This is a genomic window from Actinosynnema sp. NPDC053489 (assembly GCF_044544865.1).
Taxonomy (GTDB): domain Bacteria; phylum Actinomycetota; class Actinomycetes; order Mycobacteriales; family Pseudonocardiaceae; genus Actinosynnema.
In genome coordinates this window covers 542,900-566,144 of record NZ_JBITXT010000002.1, presented here as the reverse complement: position 1 = coordinate 566,144, position 23,245 = coordinate 542,900, and the positions used below count along the sequence as shown (strand labels likewise).

Here is a 23,245-nt window from a genome sequence, read left to right as displayed (position 1 = left end):
CGCGTCAGGCGACCGTGCAGGCCACCCCGTTGAGGGTGAACGCGGCGGGCTTCCCGGTGTTGCCGCCGTGGTTGGCCTGCAACCCGATGGTGATCGTCTGACCTGCGGCGATGGTGCCGTTGTAGCTGACGTTGCGCGCCGTGACGGCACCGCCGGTCGGTGAGTAGGTGGCACCCCAACCGCTGGTGATGGTCTGCCCGGCGGGCAGGGTGAACGCGAGCTGCCAGCCGTTGACGGTGCCGGTGCCCGTATTGGTGATGGCGATGCTCGCCGTCAGACCCGTGTTCCACGAGTTGACCGCGTACGCCACCCGGCACGCGCCCGCGGGGTCGGGCGGGGCCGTGGTCGTGGTGGTCGTGGTGGTTGTAGTCGTCGTGGTGGTGGTCGTGCCCGTGTCGCGGTCCAGCCCGAAGAACTGGATGGCCCGCAGCGCCATGCCGGGCACGAGGACGTTGTGCGAGCCGCCCTGGATGGAGATCGCCTCGACCTTGTCGCCGTACCGGGTGCGCGTCCAGCCCGACTGCGGCGAGTCCGTGGAGGTCGGAGTGGTCGACAAGCCGTGGACGTTCGTCCACTGCTCGATCTCCTCGGTGAAGTTCGGGTACCGCAGCGTGTCGTCGTTCGTGCCGTGCCACAGCTGCACCCTGGGCCGCGGCCCGCTGTAGCCGGGGTACGCGCCCCGGGCCAGGTTGCCCCACTCCTGCGGGGTCTTGTTCACCTGCCCGTTGGCGCACGCGCTGTTCCACGACGAGCCGTCGGTGGTGGCGAAGCAACTCGCGGGCACACCGGCGAACGCCGCGCCCGCGGCGAACACGTCGGGGTAGTTCGCCAGCATCACGTTGGTGGTCATCGCCCCCGACGAGGAACCGGTGACGAACACCCGGCTCGTGTCGCCGTTGTAGCGCTGGAGCACGTACCGGACCATCGAGGCCAGGCCGACCGGGTCGCTGCCACCGTCGCGGCGCAGCGCCTGCGGGCTCGACACGTCGAAGCACTGGCCGCTGCGGGTCGCCGACGGGTAGATCACGATGAATCCGTACTGGTCGGCCAGCCGGGCGAACTCCGTGCCGGAGTAGAACGCGGGCCCGCTGCCCGTGCAGTAGTGGACGGCCAGCAGCACGCCGGGCCGGGCCTGGGTGCGGTCGGGCACGTACAGGTGCATGCGCAGGTTGCTGGGGTTGGTGCCGAAGCCGGTGACCTCGGTCAGCGTGGCGGCCGACGCCCGGGGCGTGACCGCGAACGCCAGCACGAAGGCCGCCGCGGCGACCACCGAGGTCACGATCGCGCCGAGGACCTTCACGGCGCCACCACCCGTCCGGAGCCGTCGATGCGGCCGGGGCACAGGTTCCTGGCCGCCAGGCCCTGCACGATGCGCGGCACCGCGTCGACCGTGGTCTGGTAGCCGGCGTGCATGAGCACGATGCCGCCCGCGCTCGCACCGGTCGCCGCGCGCACGATGGCGTCGGTCGACGCGCCGTTCCAGTCCTGCGAGTCGACCGACCAGGTGACCTGGGTGAGGCCGAGCTTGCGGGCCTCGGCCTGCACGGTCGCGTTGGTCGCCCCGTAGGGCGGGCGGAACAGCGTCGGCGCCTGGCCGGTGGCGCCGCGGATCGCGTTCTGCGTGTCGCCGAGCTCCCTGGCCACCGCCGCGGCGCCGAGGTTGGTCAGGTAGGGGTGCGACCAGGAGTGGTTGCCGACCCACATGCCGGCCTGGACGACCTCGCGGGTCACCTGCGGCTGCTGCTGCACGCGCGACCCCAGGTCGAAGAACGTGGCCCGCGCGCCGGCCGAGCGCAGCGCGGTGAGCAGGGCGCGGGTGTACTGGGCGTTCGGGCCGTCGTCGTAGGTCAGCGCGACGTACCCGGTGCAGGCGAGCGCGACCGGGCCCGCTTTCGCGGCCGGCGCGGCACCCGCGGGGTTCGCGGGCAGCAGTGGCGCGGCCAGGAGCAGCGCCGCCGCCAGAAGGGTTCTCAAGACCATTTCCTCCTCCTTGAGGATCACGGCAAGAGTTGTCGCCACTATCTGGCGTGGAGCCGTCGTGGACAATGAGTTTCGGGAATGTTGCGGGTCTCAAATGGCGTGCTGAGCTGCGGTAACGCCACATGCACCCGTTCGGTCGCCTCCTGGCGCGTGAAAACTTTCGGCCGACCGGTCGACGGTCGGCCCGATTAGTGCCCGGATGAATTCCGGAACGCGGCCGCCGGGCCGTTTCCGGGCCGTAACAGAAATTGCTGTGTCACGCATCGGCTTCGGGGGTCCGCAGCCTCTCCCGGGCTCCTCACCTCGGTTGATGCATTCGAGTGACGAAGTAATGGAAACAGGAGAACGAGCGGTGTCCCCGCATTTTCCCGGCGGCGCTGCTGCTATCGTTTCAGTCATGCGATTGACGGTGCTCGGGTGTTCGGGCAGCGCGCCGGGGCCCGGTCTGCCCACCTCCGGGTACCTGGTGGAGGCGGGTGGCGTGCGGATCGCGCTGGAGCTGGGCAGCGGCGTGTTCGCCCCGCTCATGCGGCACTGCGACCCGTTCGACCTCGACGCCGTGCTGCTGTCGCACCTGCACCTGGACCACTGCGCGGACTTCAGCTCGCTCGTCGTCTACCGCCGCGCGCACCCCGCGCCGCCCTACGACGTCACCGAGCGCAAGCTGCCCGTGTTCGCGCCCGCGCACGCGCCGTCCCGCCTGGCCAACGCCCACGCGGCGAGCCGGGCCGACCTGGCGACCACCGACCTGACCGACACGGTCGACTTCGTGCCGCTGACGACCGGTCGGTACCGGGTGGGGCCGGTGGAGGTCGAGGTGGCGGCCATGCGGCACATCTGCGAGGCCTACGGGTTCCGCATCTCGCACGGCGGGGTGTCGCTGGTGTTCTCCGGCGACACGGTGCCGTGCCCGGAGCTGGTGCGGCTGGCCGCGGGCGCGGACCTCCTGCTGGCCGACTCGGCGTGGCGCGCGCAGGCGGGCCGCGCCAACTACCTGCACATGAGCGGCCGGGAGGCGGGCGAGGTGGCGCGCACCGCCGGCGTCGGCCGCCTGGTGCTGACCCACGTGCTGCCGTGGTCGGACCGCGACGGCATCCTGCGCGACGCGGGCGAGGCGTTCCCCGGCCCGGTCGCGCTGGCCGAGCCGGGCGCGACCTACGCGCTCTAGCCGGCGAACGCGGCGGACGGCAGGCCCTCGCCCACGCCCGGCAGCACGAGGACCGCGCCGTCCAGCTCACCCGCCGCGCCGTCCTCCGACCCGGTCCGGGCCGAGGTGACGTACAGGTCGGTGAAGTCCGCGCCGCCGAAGCAGCACGCGGTCGGCCGGTCCACCGGCAGCTCGACCTCCCGGTCCAGCTCGCCGGCCGGCGTGTACCGGCGCACGGCCCCGCCGCCGTGCAGCGCCACCCAGATCGCCCCGGAGGCGTCCACGGTGAGGCCGTCGGGCACCCCGCGCGGCACGTCGGCCAGCGGGCGGCGGTTGCGCGCCTCACCGCTCTCGCGGTCGTAGTCGAGCACGTCGATCCGCCCCTCGGCGGAGTCGACGTAGTACATGAGCGCGGCGTCGGGGCTCCAGCCGATGCCGTTGCTGATGCCCGTCCGGTCCACCACGACCTTCGCGTCGCCGTTGGGCTCCACGCGCGCCAGCCAGCCGCCCGGCTCCTCGTCGTACCGCATCGTGCCCGCCCACAGCCGGCCCGCCGGGTCGACCGCGGCGTCGTTGCCCCGCACGCCGTCGCGCGCCCAGTAGACGAGCCACGTCTTGACGCCGTCGCGGTCGATCAGCGCCACGCCGTCGCGCAGGTTGAGCACGAGGCCGCCGCGCGTGCGGGGCTTGGCCGCGCCCACGTGCTGCGGCACCTCGAGGACGGCGTCGTCGTCCCGGGACGGGTTGTACCGGTGCACCTCGCTGCCCAGGATGTCCACCCAGAGCAGCGTTCCGCTGGCGTGGTCCCACGTGGGTGCCTCGCCCAGCTGGGCTGCGGCCCGCACCGCCACTTCGATCGACACCGGCACAGCCTACGGTCACGTCCCGCGGTCGGCCCGGACGGCCGGATCCACGCGTAACCTGGGGACGTGGACCCCACCGGCCCCTTCACGCCGCCTACGCCCGAGCCGGTGGTCGCCGCGCCCGGGCGGACCCGCTCCGCCGCGGCGCCGTCCAGGCGGGTCGTGCCGCCGCGGCCCGTGCTGTCGGCCGCGGTCGTGCTCGGCTTCGTCGGCCTGCTCTACGTCGTCGAGGCCGTCGACACCGCCCTCGGCGGCCGGCTGGACGACGACGGCGTGATCCCGCGCGACTTCAGCCAGTGGGACAACATCATCTGGTACCCCCTGCTGCACGGCGGCTGGGCGCACCTGACGGGCAACGCCGTGCCGCTGCTCGTGCTGTCCTACCTGGCGACCTCCGGCGGCATCAAGCAGTTCCTCCAGATCACCGCGGTCATCTGGCTGACCAGCGGCCTGGGCGTGTGGGTCTTCGGCTCCTACGGCAGCCACATCGGCGCCTCCGGCCTGGTCTTCGGCTTCCTGGTGTTCCTGCTGGTGCGCGGGGTCTTCGCGCGCAGCGTGCTGCAGATCCTGGTGGCCGTGGTCGTCTTCGCCCTCTACGGCGCCGCGCTGTGGGGCGTGCTGCCCGGCCAGCCGGGCATCTCCTGGGAGGGCCACCTGTTCGGCGCGCTCGGCGGCGTCCTGGCGGCGTGGGGCGTCGCCCGGGACGCCCGTCGCGGCGCGCGGACTACGCTGAACGCGTGAGCGTCACCGCCGATTCGCCCATCGCGATCTTCGACTCCGGCGTCGGCGGGCTGACCGTCGCCCGCGCGGTCATGGACCAGCTGCCGGGCGAGCGGATCCGGTACGTGGGCGACACGGCGCACTGCCCGTACGGCCCGCTGCCCATCGCCGACGCCCGCCGCTACGCGCTCGAAGTGCTGGACCGGCTGGTCGAGGACGGCGCGAAGATGCTGGTCATCGCCTGCAACACGGCGTCGGCCGCCTGCCTGCGCGACGCGCGGGAGCGCTACGACATCCCGGTGGTCGAGGTGGTGCTCCCGGCCGTGCGCCGGGCCGTGGCGACCACCCGCACGGGCCGCGTCGGCGTCATCGGCACGGCGGGCACCGTCGGGTCCGGTGCGTACCAGGACGCCTTCGCCGCCGCCCGCGACGTGGAGGTGACCGCGGTGGCGTGCCCGAGGTTCGTGGACTTCGTGGAGCGCGGGATCACCTCCGGCCGGCAGGTGCTCGGCCTCGCCCAGGCGTACCTGGAACCGCTCCAGCGCGCCGAGGTGGACACGCTGGTGCTCGGCTGCACGCACTACCCGCTGCTGACCGGCGTGCTCCAGATCGTGATGGGCGACGGCGTGACGCTCGTCTCCAGCGCCGAGGAGACGGTGAAGGACGTCGTGCGGGTGCTCACCGAGCAGGACCTGTTCCGCGACGGCGACCCCGACCAGCGGTTCAGCTGCACCGGTCCGGTGGAGCCGTTCGCCCGGCTCGCGCGCCGATTCCTGCCCGGGTTGGAAAGGGCGTCCTTCCAAGCCCACGGCTGACCTGGCACGCTCCACGGGTGCTGTTGACCATCCTCGGCTGCTCGGGCAGCCTGCCGGGCCCCCACGGGCCCGCATCCGGCTACCTCGTCGAGGCGGATGGCTGCCGACTCGCGATCGAACTGGGCAGCGGTGTCCTGGCCGCGTTGCAGGCGCGTCACGACGCGTTCTCGTTGGACGCCCTGCTGTTCTCGCACCTGCACCCGGACCACTGCGCCGACTTCACCACCCTGGCCGTCACCCGCCGCTACCACACCCACCCGCCGTACGACACGCGCGAGCGCAGGCTGCCCGTGCACGGGCCGGCCGAGACCGCGGACCGGTTCGCCCGCGCCTACGCGGAGACGGCCGACGAACTGCTCACCACCGACCTGACCGACGTCTTCGAGTTCCACGCCCTGCGCGAGGGCGGGGTGACGCGCGTCGGACCGTTCGAGATCACCGCGGTGCGGGTCGACCACCCCACCGAGGCGTACGGGTTCCGCATCGCTACCGGGGGCGCGACCCTGGCCTACACCGGCGACACCGGGCCGTGCGACGCGTTGCGGGAGCTGGCGCGCGACGCCGACGTGCTGCTGTCCGAGGCGACGTGGACCCACGCCGACGACCGCCCGCCCGGCACGCACCTGTCGGGGGTGCAGGCCGGCCGGGTCGCGGCGGAGGCGGGCGTCGGGCGGCTGCTGCTCACGCACATCGCGCCGTGGACCGACCGCGACGCCGTGCTGGCCGAGGCGAGGGGCGAGTTCGGCGGGCCGACCGACGTGGTCAACCAGGGCGACACCTACGCGGTTGGCGAGTCGAAGGTCCGGGTAATCGGCGGCCATGGCAACTGATGTCGTCGAGCTGATCCTGGCCGACCACCGGAAGTTCGAGGAGCTGTTCCGCACGTTGCGCGACCGGAACTCCAACCGGGCGATGGCGCTGAGCGAGCTGGCCGCGCTGCTCGTCGCGCACGCCGAGGCCGAGGAGTCCGAGGTCTACCCGGCGCTCAAGCGGTACAAGGAGGTCGACAACGACGAGGTCGACCACGGTGCCGAGGAGCACGCCGAGGGCCACCAGGCGCTGCTGGCGCTGATGGAGGTCGGGGACACCAGCTCCGAGGAGTGGGAGACCAAGCTGGAGGAGCTGGTCGAGGCGCTCAACCACCACGTGGACGAGGAGGAGCGCACGATCCTCAACGACGCGCGGTCGCAGGTCTCCGACGAGCGCCGCGAGGAGCTGGGCCGGTTGTTCGTCGAGATCCGGCAGAGCCGCCTGGACGACGACTGCGGTGACATCACGTACGTGCGCAAGATCGCGGCAGCCACGGAGGACCGGATCGACTAACGTCGATCACGTGTCGAACGTCGAGGTGCGTCGGGTCGGGGAGCACGACTTCGTGGCGACGAACGACCGGGGCGCGTCCGTGCGCGTCGGTCGCAAGGGCGCCGAGGGGGCGTTCACGCCGGTGGAGCTGCTGCTCGCGGCGGCGGCGGGGTGCGCGGCGGTGACGGCGGAAACGCTGATCACCCGCCGCGTGGACGGTGGGCTGGTGGCGCGCGCGGACGACGTGCGCTCGGCGGGCGGGCACGAGCTGGTCAGCGTGCCCGTCGCGCTGGAGTACGACATCTCGCGGTTGGACGAGGAGCAGCGCGCCGCGCTGGAGGCCGCCGTGCGGCGCGCGATCGACCAGCTGTGCACCGTGACGCGGACGATCAAGAACGCCCCGCCGACCCCGTTGACCCTGCCGGGCTGACGCCCCGGGTTCGAGGTTTCGGGGTTCGACGTTTCGGCCCCGGCGCCTCAGATCGTGGTGACGAAGTCGTAGACGGCGGTGGAACCGCTGTGGCCGACGCGGACCGTCTGCACGATCGCGGCGGCGCCGGCGGCCACGACCAGGACGGCGACCACCGCGGAGATGCGGCGCCACGTCCGCGGCACGGCCGGGTCGTCCGCGGCGGCGGCGCGCTCGCGGTCGGCCAGGCGGCCGGCGACGACCAGGGCGACCACGACGACGCCGAAGCCCAGCGCGAACGGCAGCAGGTCGTTGCCCAGGTCGGCGTGCCGCTGGATCAGCGGGTTGCCCAGCGACTCCATCTTCGCGTACAGCTGCTCGCCCGCCCACTGCGCCAGCGGCACGGAGCCGACCCCCAGCAGCGTCAGGCCCAGCAGCGGCCAGGCGTAGCGCTGACGCCAGCGCGGCACCGCGGCCAGCGCGGCCGCGCCCACCGCGGCCATCGGGAGCAGCACCACCACCGCGTGGACCAGCAACGGGTGCGCGGGGAGACCGAAGATCGTCACCAGGTCGTCTGCGAGTGCCATGTCTCTCCCTACGCCGGTGGGGTGCTCCCGGGTTCAGCGACATAGGGTAGTGCGGTGCTGAGGAGCGATGGCAGGAACGACGACGTACTGCGCGACATCCGGATCACCCGCGGCTTCCAGCAGTGGCCCGCCGGGTCGGTGCTGATCGAGTTCGGCAACACGCGGGTGCTGTGCGCGGCCAGCGTGACCGAGGGCGTGCCGCGGTGGAGGTCCGGCTCGGGCCTCGGCTGGGTGACCGCCGAGTACGCGATGCTGCCGTCGGCCACGCACACCCGCAGCGACCGCGAATCGGTGAAGGGCCGGATCGGGGGCCGCACGCACGAGATCAGCCGCCTGATCGGCCGTTCGCTGCGCGCGTGCATCGACCTGGCCGCGCTGGGCGAGAACACGATCGTCATCGACTGCGACGTGATCCAGGCCGACGGTGGCACCCGGACCGCCGCCATCACCGGCGCGTACGTCGCCCTGGCCGACGCCGTGACCTACCTGGGCGCGGCGAACCGGCTGGCCGACCCGCAGCCGCTGTCGTGCGCCGTGTCGGCCGTGTCGGTGGGCGTCGTGGACGGCCGCGTGCGGCTGGACCTGCCGTACGAGGAGGACTCGCGCGCCGAGGTCGACATGAACGTCGTGGCCACGGACGCGGGTACGTTGATCGAGGTGCAGGGCACCGGCGAGGGCGCCACGTTCGCCCGGTCGACGCTGGACAAGATGCTCGACCTGGCCCTGGAGGGCTGCGCGCGGCTCAACCGCATCCAGGCGGAGGCGCTGGCCCTGCCGTACCCCGGTGTGCTGCCCGAGCCGAAGGCGAGGAAGAAGTGAAGCTCCTGCTCGCGTCGCGGAACAAGAAGAAGCTGGCCGAGCTGCGCCGCATCCTGCTGGCCGAGGGCGTCGAGGGGATCGAGGTGCTGGGCCTGGACGACGTGCCGGAGTTCCCGGAGGCGCCGGAGACCGACCCGACGTTCGAGGGCAACGCCCTGGCCAAGGCCCGTGACGCGTTCAACGCGACGGGCCTGCCGTCGGTCGCGGACGACTCCGGCATCGCGATCGACGCCCTGAACGGGATGCCGGGCGTCCTGTCCGCCCGCTGGTCCGGCCGGCACGGCGACGACCAGGCCAACCTGGACCTGGTGCTGGGCCAGCTGCGCGACGTCCCCGACGAGCGCCGGGGCGCGGCCTTCGTCTGCACGGCCGCCTTCGTGGCCGGCCCGGGCACCGAAACCGTCGTGCGCGGCGAGTGGCGCGGCACGATCACCCGCGAGCCGCGCGGCGCGAACGGCTTCGGCTACGACCCGATCTTCCGCCCGGACGGCCACGACGTGACCTCGGCCGAGCTGACGCCGGACGAGAAGGACGCCCTCTCCCACCGCGGCCGCGCCCTGCGCCTGCTGCTGCCGCACCTGCGCGAGCCGTCCCGGCGCGCGTAGCCCCGGGCCGGGACCGGGCGCGCACGGGCCCGGTCCCCGCCCTCGCGGGTCAGGCGGGCAGTTCGCGCAGCAGCTTGGCCACGTGGCCGGTCGCGCGGACGTTGTACATGGCCTTCACGACCTTGCCGTCCGGGCCGACCAGGAACGTCGAGCGGATCACGCCCTGGACGGTCCGGCCGTAGTTCTGCTTCTCCCCGAACGCGCCCCACTCGGCCAGCACCGCGCGGTCCACGTCGGACAGCAGCGGGAAGGTCAGCCCCTCCTCGGCGGCGAACCGGGCGAGCTTCTCCGGCTTGTCGGGCGAGATGCCGACGACGTCGTAGCCCGACGAGGCCAGCTCGCCGAGGTTGTCCCGGAAGTCGCACGCCTGCTTGGTGCAGCCCGGCGTGCCCGCGGCCGGGTAGAAGTAGACGACCACGGAACGGCCGAGGTAGTCGGAGAGCGAGACGGGCTTGCCCTCGCTGTCGGGCAGCGTGAACGCCGGGGCCTGCTCGCCGGGGGACAGGCGCTTCTGCTCGGTCATGGCGCAGACGCTACAAGGTCAGGCCACGCCCTCGAACGTCGCGCTCGGCCCCTGGTTGGCGCCGTTGGGCTCGACCACCAGCCGCAGCCGCACGGGCTCGGCGGGCACGGCGAACGCCATCGTCAGCACGGTCTCCGCGCCGGGCGCCACGTCGTTGCCCGCGGGCCCGACGCCGTTGAGCCCCTGCACCGAGTCGCGCACCTCGGCCACCGGCGTGCCGTCCACGGACGCGCGCACGGACAGCTGGCTGGTGCGGTAGGCGGCCTGGGTGCCGTTGACGACGGTCAGGGTGAACACGGCGGCTCGCGGCGACCGCGGGAACGACGTGTCGCTCGGCTTGAGCGACGCCGGCGCCGACACGGTGATCGCCATGCCGTTGGCCCACACCCGCTGCGCGCCGAAGGCGGTGAACGCCGCTGCGGACGGCGCGTCACCGCGCTGCTCGGCCACCGCGGAGGGCTGCGAGGGCGTGGGAATGTCGGAGGGGTCCGCACATCCCGCCATTGCCAGGCCGAGGCACGCGCCGACGGCCAGTCTGGCGAACTTCACGAACTCCCCTTCCCGCCCCGGCGGTGGGCTTGGCTGCGTCTGCCACCACCATGACGGTGCCGGGGAGCGCCCGGGGGGCGAACCGGGACCTTGATTCGCACCTGGTGCCTGCCCGTGGCCGGACCGTGATGACGCACGGCTGCCCGCGTGGGCGGCGCCACATCGGGCGGGCGCCCACGCGGGTCGGCGGCGGCCGGGCATCGGGCGTGCGGAACGCCCGGGGCTTGGGGAGCGCGTCGGGGGGCGTGCGCGCTCCACCCCGATCATCGCGGCCCGTGGCGCAACCGCTACACCTCCACCTCCGTCTTCACCCGTTCGGATGAATCCGAAGGGGTCGAACGACCGGCGATCTCGGCCAGCAGGTCGTAAGACCGCAGCCGGTCCGCGTGCTCGGCGACCATCGTCGTCACCATCAGCTCGTCGGCCCGGGTGTCCTCCAGCAGCCGCTCCAGCTCGGCCTCGACGGTCTTCGGCGAGCCGATCACCTGCGTGGCGATCCGGTCCTCGAAGACCAGCCGCTCCACCTCGGAGTACGGGTAGTCGGCCGCCTCCTGGTTGGTGGCCAGCGGGGCGGGCCGACCGCTGCGCAGCCGGACGAACGACAGCGCGCCGGGACCGGCGATCCACCGCGCCCGCTCGTCGGTGTCGGCGACGATGACCGAGGCGCAGACCAGCGCGTACGGCTCCGCCAGCCGCTCGGAGGGCCGGAACCGCTGCCGGTACAGGGCCAGCGCGGGCAGCGTGTTCTGCGAGCTGAAGTGGTGCGCGAACGCGAACGGCAGCCCGAGCACGCCGGCGACCTGCGCGCTGTACCCGCTGGACCCGAGCAGGAACACGTCCGGCTTGTTGCCCTGGGCGGGCATCGCGGTGAGCTGCTCGGTGCCGTCGAAGTAGCCGGTCAGCTCGCTGAGCTGCTGCGGGAAGTCGTCGACCGACAGCGGGCCGGTCGTGCGGCGCAACGCCCGCGCGGTGCGCTCGTCCGTGCCCGGCGCGCGGCCGATACCCAGGTCGATGCGGCCGGGGTGCAGGGCGGACAGCGTGCCGAACTGCTCGGCGACCACCAGCGGCGGGTGGTTGGGCAGCATCACGCCGCCCGAGCCGACCCGCAGCGTGGTGGTGGCGTCGGCGACGTGGCCGATGAGGATCGCGGGGGAGGAGCTGGCCACCCCGGGCATGTTGTGGTGCTCGGCCAGCCAGAACCGGGTGAAGCCCAGCCGTTCGACGTGCTGGGCCAGCTCACGGGTGTGCCGGAGCGCCGTTCGCGCGTCCGTGGCCGTGGTGACCGTGGCGAGGTCGAGGACGGACAGCGGCACGTCGCGGAGTCGGCTCATGCCTTCGACCAACGCGGCGGCACCCGAATGCCTTCCTGCTGTGACCGTCCTGACACCGGGAAGCACCCGACCGGTCGCCCGCGTTGCCCCGGACGTGGACGTCGTGGTCATCGGTGCCGGTCAAGCGGGGCTGTCGGCCGCCTACTTCCTTGGGCGGGCGGGCCTGGAGCACGTGGTGCTGGACGCCGACGCGGGACCGGGCGGCGCGTGGCGGCACCGCTGGCCGACCCTGCGGATGGCGACCGTGCACGGCATCCACGACCTGCCGGGCATGCCGTTCGCCGAACCCGACCCGGACGCGCCCGCGAACGAGGTGCTGCCCGCCTACTTCGCCGAGTTCGAGCGCCGCAACGGCCTCGACGTGCGCCGGCCCGTGCGCGTGCGCGCCGTCCGCGACCGGGGCGGCCTGCTGCGCGTCGAGACCGACCGCGGCGTGTGGGAGGCGCCCGCCCTGGTCAACGCCACCGGCACGTGGACGAGGCCGTTCTGGCCGCGCTACCCCGGCCAGGAGCGGTTCCGCGGCCGCCAACTGCACTCCTCGCGGTACCGAGGGCCCGAGGAGTTCGCCGGGCGGCACGTCGTCGTGGTCGGCGGCGGCACGTCCGCCGTGCAGCAACTGCTGGAGATCGCACCGCACGCCGCCGGCGTCACCTGGGTGACGCGCCGCGAGCCGGTGTTCTCCGACGAGCCGTTCACGCCCGAGGCGGGCCGCGCGGCGGTGGCGAAGGTCGAGGAGCGCGTCCGCGAGGGCCTGCCGCCGCGCAGCGTGGTCGGCGTGACCGGGCTGAGCCTCACCCCGGCCGTCCGCGAGGGCCTGCGCACCGGCGTGCTGGCCCGCAGGCCGGTGTTCGAGCGGATCACCGAGGACGCCGTGGTGTGGGCCGACGGCACCCGCCGGGAGGCCGACGCCATCCTCTGGGCCACGGGGTTCCGCGCCGCCCTGGACCACCTCGCCCCGCTGCGCCTGCGCGAGCCCGGCGGCGGCATCCGGCTCGACGGGACGAGGGTCGTGGCCGACCCGCGCGTGCACCTGGTGGGCTACGGGCCGTCGGCGAGCACGGTGGGAGCGACGCGGGCGGGCCGCGCGGCGGCCAGGGAGATCAAGGCGTCGCTGTCCCCTCGACGGGCCGCCTGAACAGCCGCGACGCCTTCTGCGCGAGCACGTTCGCGCCGACGCCCAGCTTGTACCGCAGCACGTCGAGCCGCCCCACGTTGCGCCGGGCCAGGAACTCGCGGGTGGCCTCGCCGTCGAAGAACCACGGGAACAGCGACGCCGGGTCGTTGAACCCCTCCCACAGCTGCTCGCCGATGTCCTCGCGGCGCGAGGCGGCGAGCATGACCGTCTTCTGCTCCTCGGTCAGCGGCGCCAGCAGCCCGTTGGAGAAGTCGCTGGTGTAGCAGCCGTGCTCCCACCACTCGTCGAACCGCTCGGTCAGCCAGGGCGCGCTGAACGGCCCGCGGTGCGCGGCCAGCTCCTCGGCGAAGAACCGGGCCATCCGGGTGGCGTTGTTCGCGCCCTGGCCCGCCAGCGGGTCGTTGACCACGACGGCGTCGCCGAGCCCGAGCACGTGCCGCCCGGACGGCAGCACGGCCACCGGCCGCCGCACCTCGGGCACGATCCGGCCCTTGATCCACGTCACCGGGCTGGTGGGGCGCGCGGGCCGCAGGAACGCCGACTCGTGCGGGAACAGCTCGTCCACCACGGACTTGAGCACGTCCAGCCCCTCGTCGGCCGAGGTCACGTCCTGGAACACGTCGGCCCGGCCGCCCGGCGCGGCCTCCACCACGACGCTGCGCGACTCGCCGACGTCCTTGTCGTGGAACGGGACCCAGAACACCTCCAGCGTGCCGGGTAGGAACGAGAACACGCCCTCCCGGTGCTCCGGCCGCGCGGCCACGTCGTACCCGTGGATGTTGACCATGAACAGGCTGCGCTGCGGCTCCGAGTGCACCGAGCGCGCCGGGTCGCGCTCGAACAGGCCGGTCAGGGACTTGCGCCCGGCCGTGACGACGACCAAGTCGTGCGTCGCGGCCAGCCGGTCCAGCCCCGCCACGTCGACCGTGCCGATCACCACCTCCGCGCCGCGCCGCCGCACCTCCCGCAGCCCGGCCGAGAACTTCAACCGCTGGTCCACCGCGAGCGCGGGCTTGCGCAGCGGCGCGTCGACGGAGAACGCGAGCGCGTGGTCGTCCGTGAACAGGTCGAGGTGGATGCGGCGCATCCGGGACGCCTCGGGCCAGAAGTCCAGCCCCAGCTCGGCCTCGTACTCGACCTGGTCGCCGAACAGGCAGGCGGTCGGCCGGCCGCGGTCGGCGAGGTGGTCCTCGGCCGTCCGGTCGGAGTAGAGCGTGACCCGCCATCCGGCGCGCAACAGCGCCGCCGTCAACACGAGACCCGCCTGACCTGCGCCGATGACCGCGATTGTGCCCACGTCAGAGATCCTCGGCAGAGGCGTGCGCGATCGCCAATAGCACGATCGGGTCGACTAGCCTCGGGCAGGTGCACAGGGGGTTGCGCGTCGTCGTCGGGCTGTCGCTCGGTTTCGCCTCGGCGCTGCCGGATCTGCTGGTAGTGGTGTTCGCCCGGCACACCGCCGTCGCCGTCACCCGTTTGGAGCGGCGGCGGCTGCGCGCGTTCCTCGGCGTCGACAGCGCCGAGCCCACGCCCGCGCAGGCGGTGCGCTACCTCGCCGTGCGCGCGCCGGTCGGCCTGCTGGGCGGGTTCGTGCTGGCCTGGCTGTTCTACGGGCTGGCGATGGCCGGGGTCGTCGGCTACCGGCTGTTCGCCGGCGGCCCGCGCAGCGGCCTCGACCCGTCCGACGGCTGGTCGCCCTTCCTGTGGACCGGCCTGATCGGCGTGGTCCTGCTCTACATCGAGGTCCAGGGCATCGCCGGCGTCGTCGCGCTGGAGGGCCGGGTCGCCCGCCGGTGGCTGGGGCCGAGCGAGGCGGAGCTGCTGCGCCTGCGCATCGACGAGCTGGCCGCGAGCCGGGCGGGCATCGTCGCGGCGGTGGACGCCGAACGGCGGCGCATCGAGCGCGACCTGCACGACGGCGTGCAGCAACGGCTGGTCGCGCTCGGCGTGCTGCTGGGCCGGGCCCGCCGCCACCCCGACCACGCCGACGCGCTGCTGGCCCAGGCGCACGAGGAGTCCCGGCACGTGCTGGAGGACCTGCGCGAGGTGGCCTGGCGCGTGTACCCGGCGGCGCTGGACTCGTTGGGCCTGGCCGAGGCGCTGGAGGCGGTGGCGGACCGGTCCGCGATCCCGGTGCGCATCCGGTGCGCCCCGCCCGCCGCGCCGCCGCAGGTGGAGACCGCCGTGTACTTCGTGGTGTGCGAGGCGGTGACCAACGCGGCCAAGCACTCGGGTGCGACCATGATCGCCGTGGACATCACCGGCGAGGCGGGAGCGGTGCGCGTGCGGGTCGCGGACGACGGCGTCGGGGGAGCGGACCCGGCCGGCGGCGGGCTGTCCGGCCTGTCGCGGCGGGTGCTCGCGCTGGACGGCACGTTCGACGTGACCAGCCCCGCCGGCGGGCCGACGGTGATCACGGCGGACGTGCCGTGCGGGTGATCCTGGCCGAGGACTCGACGCTGCTGCGCGAGGGCCTCGTGCGGCTGCTGGTCGAGGAGGGCCACGACGTGCTCGCCGCCGTGGGCGACGCGGACGCGCTGCTCGGCGCGGTCGCGGCGCACCGGCCGGACGTCGTGGTGACCGACGTGCGGATGCCGCCGACGAACTCCGACGAGGGGTTGAAGGCCGCGCTGGAGATCCGCAGGCGGTTCCCGGGCGTCGGCGTGCTGGTGCTGTCGCAGTACGTCGAGCAGCGCTACGCCGTCGACCTGCTCACCGAGCACGCCGACGGCGTGGGCTACCTGCTCAAGGACCGGGTGGTCCAGGTGGAGGAGTTCCTCGACGCGCTGCGCCGGGTCGGCGCGGGCGACGTGGCGTTCGACCCGGAGGTGGTGCGGCGGCTGCTGGCCCGCACGAGCCACCCGCTGGACGTGCTCACCGAGCGGGAGCGCCAGGTGCTGGCGCACATGGCCGAGGGGCACACCAACAACGCCATCGCGGCCCGGCTGCACGTCTCGCGCAGCGCGGTGGAGAAGCACATCAACTCGATCTTCGACAAGCTGGGGCTGTCCGCCGTGGACGGCTACAGCCGCCGGGTGCTGGCCGTGCTGCGCTACTTGCGGGTCTGAGCGCGGTCCTCGTCGCCCTCCCGCCGCCGCTGGCGCAGGCGTGACACGACGAACCACACGACCGCCAGGGCGACCAGGCCGATCACGACCTTCGTGACGACGCCCAGGTACCGCTCGACCAGGTGGTAGTTCTCGCCCAGGGCGTACCCGGCGAGGATGAGCGCGGAGTTCCAGATCAGGCTGCCCGCCGCGGTCAGCAGCAGGAAGCCGGGCAGCGGCATCCGCTCCACGCCCGCCGGGATCGAGATGAGGCTGCGGAAGATCGGCACCATCCGGCCGAAGAACACCGTCGCCCTGCCGTGCCGGGCGAACCACTCCTCGGTCTTGTCCACGTCGGACAGCTTCATCAGCGGCATCCGCCGGGCGATGGCCCTGATCCGGTCACGGCCCAGCAGCGCGCCCAGGTAGTACAGGGCGAGCGCCCCGGTGACCGACCCGGCGGTGGTCCACAGGATCGCGGCGACCAGGTTCATCTTCCCCTGGCTCGCGGTGAAGCCCGCCATCGGTAGGAACAGCTCGCTCGGCAGGGGTGGGAAGAGGTTCTCCAGCGCGATCGCGATCCCGGCGCCCGGCGCGCCGAGCGTTTCCATCAGGTCGGTTACCCACGAGACGACGTCCATGATCCCAAGTTACGAACGCGCCGCAGCCGCCACCATGAAGCCGTCCGCACACCGGGGTGCGGAAAACCTCAGTTCCCCGACGCAGCGCGCGCGGCCAGTGCCCTGGCGTACCGCGAGATCACGGCCTGGAGCACCAGGCGGTAGAGCCACCCGGTCCCGGGGGTCTTCGGCTTGAACGTGGAGTGCCAGCGGATCGCCGTGCCGCCGCCGTCCGGCTCGAAGTCGATGAACGCCCGGTAGTCGCGAATGGCGAGGCCCGACAGCAGGACGTAGCCCACCCGCCGGTTCGGCGTCAGTTCGACGACCTCCTCCCTCGTCAGCGCCTTGCGGCCTTTGTTGTGGAATACCCGCACCTCGCCGACCCCACGCGCGTCACCGGCCCGTTCCCGCTCGTACCGCACGACGGGGGACCACTCGGGCCACGTGGAGCTGTCCGCGGCCAGCGCGTAGACCCGTTCGGGTGGTGCGTCGCTGCGCACCCGCACGTCGACTCTCTGTACCATGCGGTACATGTACCATCTGGTACATGGCTGGACAAGGGGTGGCCCGGCGGCGACTGCTCGCGGCCGTGGTGGAGCACCTGGCCGAGCACGGCCTGGGTGACGTGACGCTGCGCCGGCTGGCGGAGGCCGTGGGCACGAGCCACCGCATGCTGCTCTACCACTTCGGGTCGATGGAGGGCCTGCTGGTGGAGGTCGTGCGGGCGGTGGAGGCGCGGCAGCGGGAGGTGCTGGCGTCCCTGCCGGCCGACGACCCGGCGGAGGCGGCCCGCGCGTTCTGGCGGACGCTCACCGACCCGTCGCTGCGGGCGCACGAGCGGCTGTTCTTCGAGCTGTACGCGCAGGCCGCGCAGGGCCGTCCCGGCACGACGCACCTGCTGGACGGCATCGTGACCGACTGGCTGGAACCGGTGGCCGCCCTGCAGCGGGCCCAGGGCCACCCGCCCGACGTCGCCGAGGCCCGCGCCCGCCTGGGCCTCGCCGTGGCGCGCGGCCTCCTGCTGGACCTGGTCGCCACCGACGACCTGCCCGCCGTCACCGCCGCCATGGACCACTTCATCACCCTGATGACCACCCCCACCCGTGAGTCGTCCCCTCAGACCTCGTGAGTCGTCCCTCCAGGTCTCGTGAGTCCTACGTCCAGCGCCCGAGAGTCCTACGTTCAGAGCCCGTGAGTTCAACACTCGGCATACCGGGTGGTACGTCCGAGCGTTGAACTCGGGGTACGCGAACGTAGGACTCTCGAGACCTGGACGTAGGACTCACGAGACCTGGAGGTACGACACACGGGGCGTGAACGTGGGACTCACGGAGCGGTTAGAGTTCGGCGGCGTGAAGTCGATCCCGGTGGTCGTGGTCGCGGGGTTCCTCGGGGCCGGCAAGACGACGTTGCTCAACCACCTGCTCAGCGGCAGCCGCGGCACGCGGATCGGGGTCGTCGTCAACGACTTCGGCGCCATCGACGTCGACGCCATGAGCGTCGCCGGCCAGGTCGACTCCACCGTCTCGCTCGGCAACGGCTGCCTGTGCTGCGCCGTGGACGTCACCGAGCTCGACGCGATGCTCGCCAAGCTCGACGCGCTGGTCGACGTCATCGTGATCGAGGCGAGCGGCCTGGCCGAACCCCAGGCCATGGCGCGCATGGTGCTGGCGAGCGAGAACCCCCGCCTCACCTACGGCGGCACGGTGCTGCTGGTCGACGCCGCCGAGTTCCCCGACGACCTGGCCAGGCACCTGCGCGCGGCCGACCTCGTGGTGCTCAACAAGGTGGACCGGGTGCCGGACGCGGGCGCGCTCGCCGCGGAGATCGACCGGCTCGAACCCGGCGTGCCGATCGTCCGCTCGTCGTTCGGCCGGGTGGACCCGGCCCTGCTGTTCGACCCGAAGCCGCGCGAGCGGACCGGCCAACTGTCCTTCGAGGACCTGCTGGACGAGGAGCACGACCACGTGCGCTACGACAGCGTGGAGTTCGTCGGCGGCGCGGTGGACCCGGTGCGGCTGATGGCGTTCCTCGGCGCACGCCCCAAGGGCCTCTACCGGATCAAGGGCTTCGTGCGGTTCGACGTGCCGGGCCACCGGCAGCGGTTCGGGCTGCACACCGTCGGCGGGTTCCTGCGGTTCGAGCGCTCGGCCTGGCCGGGACCGCGCCGCACCGAGCTGGTGCTCATCGGCACCGACCTGGACGCCGACGCGATCCGCGCGGGGCTGGCCGCGTGCGAGGAGCCCGACCCGAACGCGGTCGACCCGCAGTCGATGCTGGAGGTCCTGCGCTACACCGCCTGAACGGCCCCCGGCGCACGGGAACGCCGAGGGCCGCCGTGACGTGGGCTCGGAGAGACTCGAACTCTCACTGGCACGGACCTAAACCGTGTGCCTCTGCCAATTGGGCTACGAGCCCGCCGCGGCAAGCTTAGCGACCGTGACCCCGCCGGGGCGCGGGGGACCGGACGGCCGCCGCACGCTCCTCCAGTCGAGTGGAAACGCTGTTACCACCACGCCTCCCGACCGGTCAGCTCAACGCCGCACCCGCGCCTCAACTACGGTTGTGGCCTAGGAGCAGCAGCTAGGAGGAGATGTGGCCCGCGATCCCGACACCATCCAGCGCGAGATCGAGCAGGCTCGCAACGCGCTGGCCGTGACCCTCGACGAACTGGGGACGAGGGCGAATCCCCAGCGCTTCGTCGAGTCAGGCAAGGAGAGCGTGCGCGCGAAGCTCGACGAACCCAAGGTCCGGTACTCGCTCATCGCGGTGGCGGTGCTCATCGGGTTCGCCTTGCTGCGCAAGCTGTTCCGCTGAAGGTCGGCTACTGCCCCTTGGCGACGAGGGGCACCAGCACCTGCTCCACGACGCGGTCCACGAACGGCAGGTCCAGCGGGTCACCGGTGAGCATCAACCGGTAGATCAGGGCCGCGCCCGCCAGCTCGACCGCCATGCCGCGCGGCGCGTCCGGGCGCAGTTCGCCGCGCTCGCCGGCGCGGTCCAGGATGCCGCGCAGGACGTCGCGCTGCGCGGTCAGGAACGTGCCGCGGAACGCCGCGGCCAGCTCGGGTTCGTGCGGCAGCTCGCCGACGAGCGCCTGCGCGGCCTTGCCGATCGGGCCGGACAGGAACGCGGCGAACGCGCTCAGGAACTCCCTCAGGTCGTCGACCAGCGAGCCGGTGTCCGGCTCGGCCAGGTTCTGCTGCGCCAGCTGCGTGCACGTGTCGATCACGAGGTCGAGCTTGGACTCCCACCGCCGGTAGATGGTCGCCTTGCCCGCACGGGCGCGCGCCGCGACGGCGTCCATCGTCAGCGCGCGGTACCCGACTTCGGCCATCACCTCCAGCGCGGCCTGTCGCAACGCGTCGTCCCGGCTGGCGTCTCTGGGTCTGCCCCGTTGCGGGGTCCGAGTCGCCCCGCTGTACACCGGTGTGGCCATTTCGCGCTCCTGTCGTCTTAGGCCGGACATCCTAGGCCGGTGGCGCCCGGAATCGACGGTCGATCATCGGGCCGGGCGCCGTGCGGCTTCGGGGTTCACCCCGCCGGTGGTGGCGCGAGGCCCGCACGGGTGTGCAGGTACGCCACCGAGAAGGCGAGCGCGTCGCCGTCCAGCAAGTGCACGACGGCGCGCGCGCTGCGCCCGAGCGCGATCTCCTCCACCAGTTGGTCGGCCGCCAGCCTGGCCGCGATCAAGCCGGGGGCGGTCGCGTCGAGTTCCTTGCCGACGGCGCGCACGGTGACCGCCCAGTCGTCGCCGTCTCGCCGGTAATTCGCGGTGATGGGGATTGTTGACACGGCTACCTTTTATCGACCCGGCGGCGTCCCGGGGCCGCGACGTCACCGCGTGCCACACCATCGTGTACTGGATATCCCTGTACGGAGGGTGCCCGAGCGGTAACGCCCGGCCATCTATGATCGATGGGCCATTTGGAGTAACCACCGTGGTCTGAGAGGTCTTGATGAGCCGTCGAGCAGTGGTCGTGGCGTGTCTGGGGCTGGGATTGGTCGTGGTACCGGGCGTGGCGTTGGCCGATCCGCCGTGGCAGCCGCCGGACGGGTGGGTCGACCAGGTCCGGGGTGACGTGTGCGGGTTCCGCGGCGAACCGCCGTGCCACACCACGACGACGCACCCCACGACGACGACGCAGCTCGGCACGTCCAACACGGTGCCGACGGCGACGTCCACGACCGGCGGGACCACCGGCGCGACGACCACCACGGCCGACGTGTCGGGCACGTCCGCCACCTCGCCCACCACCACGACCACCACGACGGGCGTGCTGGGCACCACCACCGCGTCCACCACGTCCGCGACCCCGGGCACCACCGTCACGACGGGGACGACGTCCGGAGCGGTCGCCGCCGAACGGCACACCGCCGCGCCCCCGCCGGCGCGGGTGGCGTCGGTGGCCGCGGACCGCGGGTTGGCGAGCACGGGCGCCGCGCCGCTGTGGACGGGCGTGGGCGGCCTGGTCGCGCTGCTCGCCGGCGCGGTGCTGCTGCTGTTCGGCCGTCGTCGCCGCGCTTGACCGGGCGGCTCACGTCGTGAGGCGGCTCGCCACCCCGCGCCAGACGACGTCCATCACGTAGGCGGTCGCGAGCGCGGGCCCCACCTCGGGCCTGCGCTCGCACCACAGCGCCAGCCGTTCGGTCGAGCCGACGACGATCTCGGCGAACGCCTCGGCCTCCACCGCGTCCACGTCGGAGTCGAAGCTGCCGATGACGGCCGCGATGAGGTCGGTCTGCTGCCGGCGGATGCCCTCGACCTCCTCGACGGCGGACGGCACGGTGATCGCCGCCTCCTGGCGCAGCAACGCCCACGACTGCTTGTGCTCGCCGATGAACTCGAAGAACGCCAGCAGCCCGCGCCGCAGCACCTCCTCCGGGCCGTCCGCGCCCGCGATCGCCCGCTGCGTGCGCTCCAGCAGCTCGGTGCGCGCCCGGTGGATGCAGCCGATGAGCAGGCCCTCCTTGGAGCCGAAGTACTCGTACAGCATCGGCTTGGACACCCCGACCCGCTCCGCGATCTCGTCCATCGACGCGGCCAGGTAGCCGCGCTCGGCGAAGACGCCCTCGGCGATGTCGAGCATCTGCGCCTTGCGCTGCGCCTTGGGCATCCGGCGGCGGCGCGGCTCGGTCGTGCTCACGAAGTCGAGACTACCGGAGGTAACTTACTTCGAGTAACCTACTGGGCAGTATGTAGGGCGACGTGGAGGAGACGGGCATGCACCGCGAGGTGAAGGTCCTGGTCATCGGCACGGGTTTCGCCGGCCTCGGCATGGCGATCGAGCTGAAGCGCGCCGGCGAACGCGACTTCGTCGTGCTGGAGAAGGCCGACGACCTCGGCGGGACCTGGCGGGACAACTCCTACCCCGGTTGCGCGTGCGACGTCCCGTCCCACATGTACTCGTACTCCTTCGAGCTGAACCCGCGGTGGTCGCGCATGTTCGCCCGCCAGCCGGAGATCCGGGACTACCTCCGGCGGGTCGCCGACAAGTACCGGCTGCGCGAGCACATCCGGTTCGGCAGCAAGGTCGGCGGCGCGCGGTGGGACGAGGACGAGAAGGTCTGGCACGTCACCGTCGAGAACGGTGACACCTACACGGCCCGGTCGGTGGTCGCGGGCGTCGGCGCGCTGCACATCCCGAACATCCCCGCCCTGCCCGGCATCGAGCGGTTCGAGGGCAAGGCGTTCCACTCCGCGCGGTGGGACCACGACTACGACCTGCGCGGCAAGAGGGTCGCCGTGGTCGGCACGGGCGCGAGCGCGATCCAGTTCGTGCCGCGCATCGCCGACGCGGTGGGGTCGCTGACCCTGTTCCAGCGCACGCCGCCGTGGGTCATGCCGAAGATGGACCGGTCCATCCGCACGTGGGAGCAGCGGCTGTTCCGGGCGCTGCCGTTCACCCAGCGGCTGTACCGGGACTTCGTGTACTGGACGCGCGAGTCGACCGCGCTGGGCTTCGCCGTGAACCCGAAGATCATGGAGTTCGCCCAGAACATCGCCAAGCGGCACCTGCGCGCCCAGGTGCCGGACGAGGCGCTGCGGGCGAAGCTGACGCCCGACTACACGATGGGCTGCAAGCGGGTGCTGATCAGCAACGACTACTACCCGACGCTGACCAGGCCGAACGTCGACCTGGTGACGGACGGGATCGCCGAGGTGCGGCCGAACTCCATCGTGGACCGCGCGGGCGTCGAGCACGAGGTCGACGTGATCATCTACGGCACGGGGTTCCACGTCGTCGACTCGTTCGACTACCTGGACATCACCGGCAAGGGCGGTGTCGAGCTGGCCAAGCTGTGGCGCGAGCAGGGGATCGAGACCTACTACGGCATCACCGTCTCGGGGTTCCCGAACCTGTTCTTCCTGCTCGGCCCGAACACCGGCCTGGGGCACAACTCGGTGGTGTTCATGATCGAGTCGCAGATCCGGTACGTGCGCCAGTGCCTGGAGCTGCTCGACCGGCACCAGGCCGACGAGCTGGACGTGCGGCCGGACGTGCAGGCGCGGTTCAACCGGCGGTTGCAGCGCAAGCTGTCCCGGGGTGTGTGGACCGAGGGCGGGTGCAAGAGCTGGTACCTCGACGCGCGGGGCGTCAACCGCACGGTCTGGCCGGGCTTCACGTGGCGCTACTGGATGCGCACCAAGACCGTGCGCGCGGAGGACTACACGCTGACCAGGGCCCGCCGCACGCGCGTCCCGGCCTGACCGGAACGACGAACCCGGGGTACCCGGGCGTTCGACACACGGGGCCTGAGCGTTCGACACACGGGGCGCGAACGTAGGACT

At 72.7% G+C, this 23,245-nt stretch carries 29 protein-coding genes and 1 tRNA gene; 16 read left to right on the top strand and 14 right to left on the bottom strand.

What is annotated here, in order from left to right; translation table 11 throughout:
* Positions 1-4: 4 nt before the first annotated feature.
* Positions 5-1,300 carry a PHB depolymerase family esterase gene (locus ACIGNX_RS05725; protein WP_396536691.1) on the bottom strand — a complete coding sequence of 432 codons (1,296 nt, stop codon included), beginning with the start codon at positions 1,298-1,300 and terminating at the stop codon, positions 5-7.
* Complete coding sequence (locus ACIGNX_RS05720; protein ID WP_396536689.1) at positions 1,297-1,980, bottom strand: polysaccharide deacetylase family protein; 684 nt, start codon at positions 1,978-1,980, stop codon at positions 1,297-1,299. The genes ACIGNX_RS05725 and ACIGNX_RS05720 overlap by 4 nt, the downstream gene beginning before the upstream one ends.
* Positions 1,981-2,377: 397 nt before the next feature.
* On the opposite strand from ACIGNX_RS05720, the gene ACIGNX_RS05715 reads away from it, so the two are divergent.
* Complete coding sequence (locus ACIGNX_RS05715; RefSeq protein WP_396536687.1) at positions 2,378-3,148, top strand: MBL fold metallo-hydrolase; 771 nt, start codon at positions 2,378-2,380, stop codon at positions 3,146-3,148.
* On the opposite strand, the gene ACIGNX_RS05710 is transcribed toward ACIGNX_RS05715, so the two are convergent.
* Positions 3,145-3,990, bottom strand: coding sequence for an SMP-30/gluconolactonase/LRE family protein (locus ACIGNX_RS05710; protein WP_396536685.1), 846 nt, complete (start codon positions 3,988-3,990; stop codon positions 3,145-3,147). The two genes, ACIGNX_RS05715 and ACIGNX_RS05710, sit on opposite strands and share 4 nt — an antisense overlap.
* Before the next feature lie 66 nt (positions 3,991-4,056).
* On the opposite strand from ACIGNX_RS05710, the gene ACIGNX_RS05705 reads away from it, so the two are divergent.
* From ACIGNX_RS05705 to ACIGNX_RS05685, 5 genes are read left to right on the top strand one after another with little or no spacing between them, the layout of a single operon-like run.
* Entirely contained in the window at positions 4,057-4,731 is a 675-nt protein-coding gene (locus ACIGNX_RS05705; protein WP_396536683.1) for a rhomboid family intramembrane serine protease, read from the top strand.
* Complete coding sequence (gene murI / locus ACIGNX_RS05700; protein WP_396536681.1) at positions 4,728-5,525, top strand: glutamate racemase; 798 nt, start codon at positions 4,728-4,730, stop codon at positions 5,523-5,525. Before ACIGNX_RS05705 ends, murI begins: the two co-directional genes overlap by 4 nt.
* 17 nt (positions 5,526-5,542) lie before the next feature.
* Positions 5,543-6,355 (top strand): MBL fold metallo-hydrolase, encoded by an 813-nt coding sequence (locus tag ACIGNX_RS05695; protein ID WP_396536679.1) that lies wholly within the window; start codon positions 5,543-5,545, stop codon positions 6,353-6,355.
* Entirely contained in the window at positions 6,345-6,848 is a 504-nt protein-coding gene (locus ACIGNX_RS05690) for a hemerythrin domain-containing protein (RefSeq protein ID WP_396536677.1), read from the top strand. The genes ACIGNX_RS05695 and ACIGNX_RS05690 overlap by 11 nt, the downstream gene beginning before the upstream one ends.
* Before the next feature lie 10 nt (positions 6,849-6,858).
* Positions 6,859-7,257 carry an OsmC family protein gene (locus ACIGNX_RS05685; RefSeq protein ID WP_396536675.1) on the top strand — a complete coding sequence of 133 codons (399 nt, stop codon included), beginning with the start codon at positions 6,859-6,861 and terminating at the stop codon, positions 7,255-7,257.
* Between the two features lie 47 nt (positions 7,258-7,304).
* Here the strand turns inward: ACIGNX_RS05685 and ACIGNX_RS05680 are convergent, their stop codons facing one another.
* A complete protein-coding gene (locus tag ACIGNX_RS05680; protein WP_396536673.1) occupies positions 7,305-7,823 on the bottom strand; it encodes a DUF2231 domain-containing protein in 519 nt (172 codons plus the stop codon).
* Between the two features lie 54 nt (positions 7,824-7,877).
* Here ACIGNX_RS05680 and rph point away from each other — a divergent pair, with 54 nt between their 5' ends.
* Complete coding sequence (gene rph, locus ACIGNX_RS05675; protein WP_396536671.1) at positions 7,878-8,642, top strand: ribonuclease PH; 765 nt, start codon at positions 7,878-7,880, stop codon at positions 8,640-8,642.
* Positions 8,639-9,247, top strand: coding sequence for an RdgB/HAM1 family non-canonical purine NTP pyrophosphatase (gene rdgB / locus ACIGNX_RS05670; protein WP_396536669.1), 609 nt, complete (start codon positions 8,639-8,641; stop codon positions 9,245-9,247). Before rph ends, rdgB begins: the two co-directional genes overlap by 4 nt.
* Before the next feature lie 49 nt (positions 9,248-9,296).
* Here rdgB and bcp read toward each other — a convergent pair whose 3' ends face one another.
* The 3 genes from bcp to ACIGNX_RS05655 all read right to left on the bottom strand — a co-directional run bounded on the left by bcp (position 9,297) and on the right by ACIGNX_RS05655 (position 11,650).
* Positions 9,297-9,770 carry a thioredoxin-dependent thiol peroxidase gene (bcp, locus tag ACIGNX_RS05665; RefSeq protein ID WP_396536667.1) on the bottom strand — a complete coding sequence of 158 codons (474 nt, stop codon included), beginning with the start codon at positions 9,768-9,770 and terminating at the stop codon, positions 9,297-9,299.
* 18 nt (positions 9,771-9,788) lie between these two features.
* Positions 9,789-10,319: a hypothetical protein gene (locus ACIGNX_RS05660; RefSeq protein ID WP_396536665.1), complete on the bottom strand. Its 531-nt coding sequence runs from the start codon at positions 10,317-10,319 to the stop codon at positions 9,789-9,791.
* A gap of 287 nt (positions 10,320-10,606) precedes the next feature.
* A complete protein-coding gene (locus ACIGNX_RS05655; RefSeq protein WP_396536663.1) occupies positions 10,607-11,650 on the bottom strand; it encodes an LLM class flavin-dependent oxidoreductase in 1,044 nt (347 codons plus the stop codon).
* 40 nt (positions 11,651-11,690) lie between these two features.
* Here ACIGNX_RS05655 and ACIGNX_RS05650 point away from each other — a divergent pair, with 40 nt between their 5' ends.
* Entirely contained in the window at positions 11,691-12,785 is a 1,095-nt protein-coding gene (locus tag ACIGNX_RS05650) for an FAD-dependent oxidoreductase (RefSeq protein ID WP_396536661.1), read from the top strand.
* Here ACIGNX_RS05650 and ACIGNX_RS05645 read toward each other — a convergent pair.
* Positions 12,751-14,082, bottom strand: a complete 1,332-nt coding sequence (locus tag ACIGNX_RS05645) for a styrene monooxygenase/indole monooxygenase family protein (RefSeq protein WP_396536659.1) — start codon at positions 14,080-14,082, stop codon at positions 12,751-12,753. The two genes, ACIGNX_RS05650 and ACIGNX_RS05645, sit on opposite strands and share 35 nt — an antisense overlap.
* Positions 14,083-14,150: 68 nt before the next feature.
* Between ACIGNX_RS05645 and ACIGNX_RS05640 the strand changes: the two genes are divergently transcribed.
* Positions 14,151-15,224 carry a histidine kinase gene (locus ACIGNX_RS05640; RefSeq protein ID WP_396536657.1) on the top strand — a complete coding sequence of 358 codons (1,074 nt, stop codon included), beginning with the start codon at positions 14,151-14,153 and terminating at the stop codon, positions 15,222-15,224.
* A complete protein-coding gene (locus tag ACIGNX_RS05635) occupies positions 15,215-15,853 on the top strand; it encodes a response regulator (RefSeq protein WP_396536655.1) in 639 nt (212 codons plus the stop codon). The genes ACIGNX_RS05640 and ACIGNX_RS05635 overlap by 10 nt, the downstream gene beginning before the upstream one ends.
* Here the strand turns inward: ACIGNX_RS05635 and ACIGNX_RS05630 are convergent.
* Together ACIGNX_RS05630 and ACIGNX_RS05625 are read right to left on the bottom strand one after the other, a co-directional pair.
* Complete coding sequence (locus ACIGNX_RS05630; RefSeq protein ID WP_396536653.1) at positions 15,838-16,473, bottom strand: DedA family protein; 636 nt, start codon at positions 16,471-16,473, stop codon at positions 15,838-15,840. The genes ACIGNX_RS05635 and ACIGNX_RS05630 overlap by 16 nt on opposite strands.
* Positions 16,474-16,541: 68 nt before the next feature.
* Positions 16,542-16,976 (bottom strand): SRPBCC family protein, encoded by a 435-nt coding sequence (locus ACIGNX_RS05625; RefSeq protein ID WP_396536651.1) that lies wholly within the window; start codon positions 16,974-16,976, stop codon positions 16,542-16,544.
* Between the two features lie 23 nt (positions 16,977-16,999).
* Here ACIGNX_RS05625 and ACIGNX_RS05620 point away from each other — a divergent pair, with 23 nt between their 5' ends.
* Positions 17,000-17,581, top strand: coding sequence for a TetR/AcrR family transcriptional regulator (locus ACIGNX_RS05620; RefSeq protein ID WP_396536649.1), 582 nt, complete (start codon positions 17,000-17,002; stop codon positions 17,579-17,581).
* 223 nt (positions 17,582-17,804) lie between these two features.
* The gene (locus ACIGNX_RS05615) at positions 17,805-18,755 is read left to right on the top strand and encodes a CobW family GTP-binding protein (RefSeq protein WP_396536647.1); all 951 of its coding nucleotides are present in this window, start codon (positions 17,805-17,807) and stop codon (positions 18,753-18,755) included.
* A gap of 41 nt (positions 18,756-18,796) precedes the next feature.
* Here the strand turns inward: ACIGNX_RS05615 and ACIGNX_RS05610 are convergent.
* Positions 18,797-18,870 (bottom strand) — tRNA-Leu (locus ACIGNX_RS05610).
* Between the two features lie 177 nt (positions 18,871-19,047).
* Between ACIGNX_RS05610 and ACIGNX_RS05605 the strand changes: the two genes are divergently transcribed.
* On the top strand, positions 19,048-19,269 hold the full coding sequence (locus ACIGNX_RS05605) for a DUF3618 domain-containing protein (protein WP_396536645.1): 222 nt from the start codon (positions 19,048-19,050) through the stop codon (positions 19,267-19,269).
* A gap of 7 nt (positions 19,270-19,276) precedes the next feature.
* Here ACIGNX_RS05605 and ACIGNX_RS05600 read toward each other — a convergent pair whose 3' ends face one another.
* Together ACIGNX_RS05600 and ACIGNX_RS05595 are read right to left on the bottom strand one after the other, a co-directional pair.
* On the bottom strand, positions 19,277-19,891 hold the full coding sequence (locus tag ACIGNX_RS05600) for a TetR/AcrR family transcriptional regulator (RefSeq protein ID WP_396536643.1): 615 nt from the start codon (positions 19,889-19,891) through the stop codon (positions 19,277-19,279).
* Positions 19,892-19,986: 95 nt separating this feature from the next.
* Positions 19,987-20,247 (bottom strand): hypothetical protein, encoded by a 261-nt coding sequence (locus ACIGNX_RS05595; protein WP_396536641.1) that lies wholly within the window; start codon positions 20,245-20,247, stop codon positions 19,987-19,989.
* A 164-nt stretch (positions 20,248-20,411) separates the two neighbouring features.
* Here ACIGNX_RS05595 and ACIGNX_RS05590 point away from each other — a divergent pair, with 164 nt between their 5' ends.
* Positions 20,412-20,981: an LPXTG cell wall anchor domain-containing protein gene (locus ACIGNX_RS05590; protein WP_396536639.1), complete on the top strand. Its 570-nt coding sequence runs from the start codon at positions 20,412-20,414 to the stop codon at positions 20,979-20,981.
* Positions 20,982-20,990: 9 nt separating this feature from the next.
* On the opposite strand, the gene ACIGNX_RS05585 is transcribed toward ACIGNX_RS05590, so the two are convergent.
* Positions 20,991-21,599, bottom strand: a complete 609-nt coding sequence (locus ACIGNX_RS05585; protein ID WP_396536637.1) for a TetR/AcrR family transcriptional regulator — start codon at positions 21,597-21,599, stop codon at positions 20,991-20,993.
* Between the two features lie 77 nt (positions 21,600-21,676).
* Between ACIGNX_RS05585 and ACIGNX_RS05580 the strand changes: the two genes are divergently transcribed.
* Positions 21,677-23,164 carry a flavin-containing monooxygenase gene (locus tag ACIGNX_RS05580; RefSeq protein WP_396536635.1) on the top strand — a complete coding sequence of 496 codons (1,488 nt, stop codon included), beginning with the start codon at positions 21,677-21,679 and terminating at the stop codon, positions 23,162-23,164.
* The last annotated feature ends 81 nt before the right edge of the window (positions 23,165-23,245 follow it).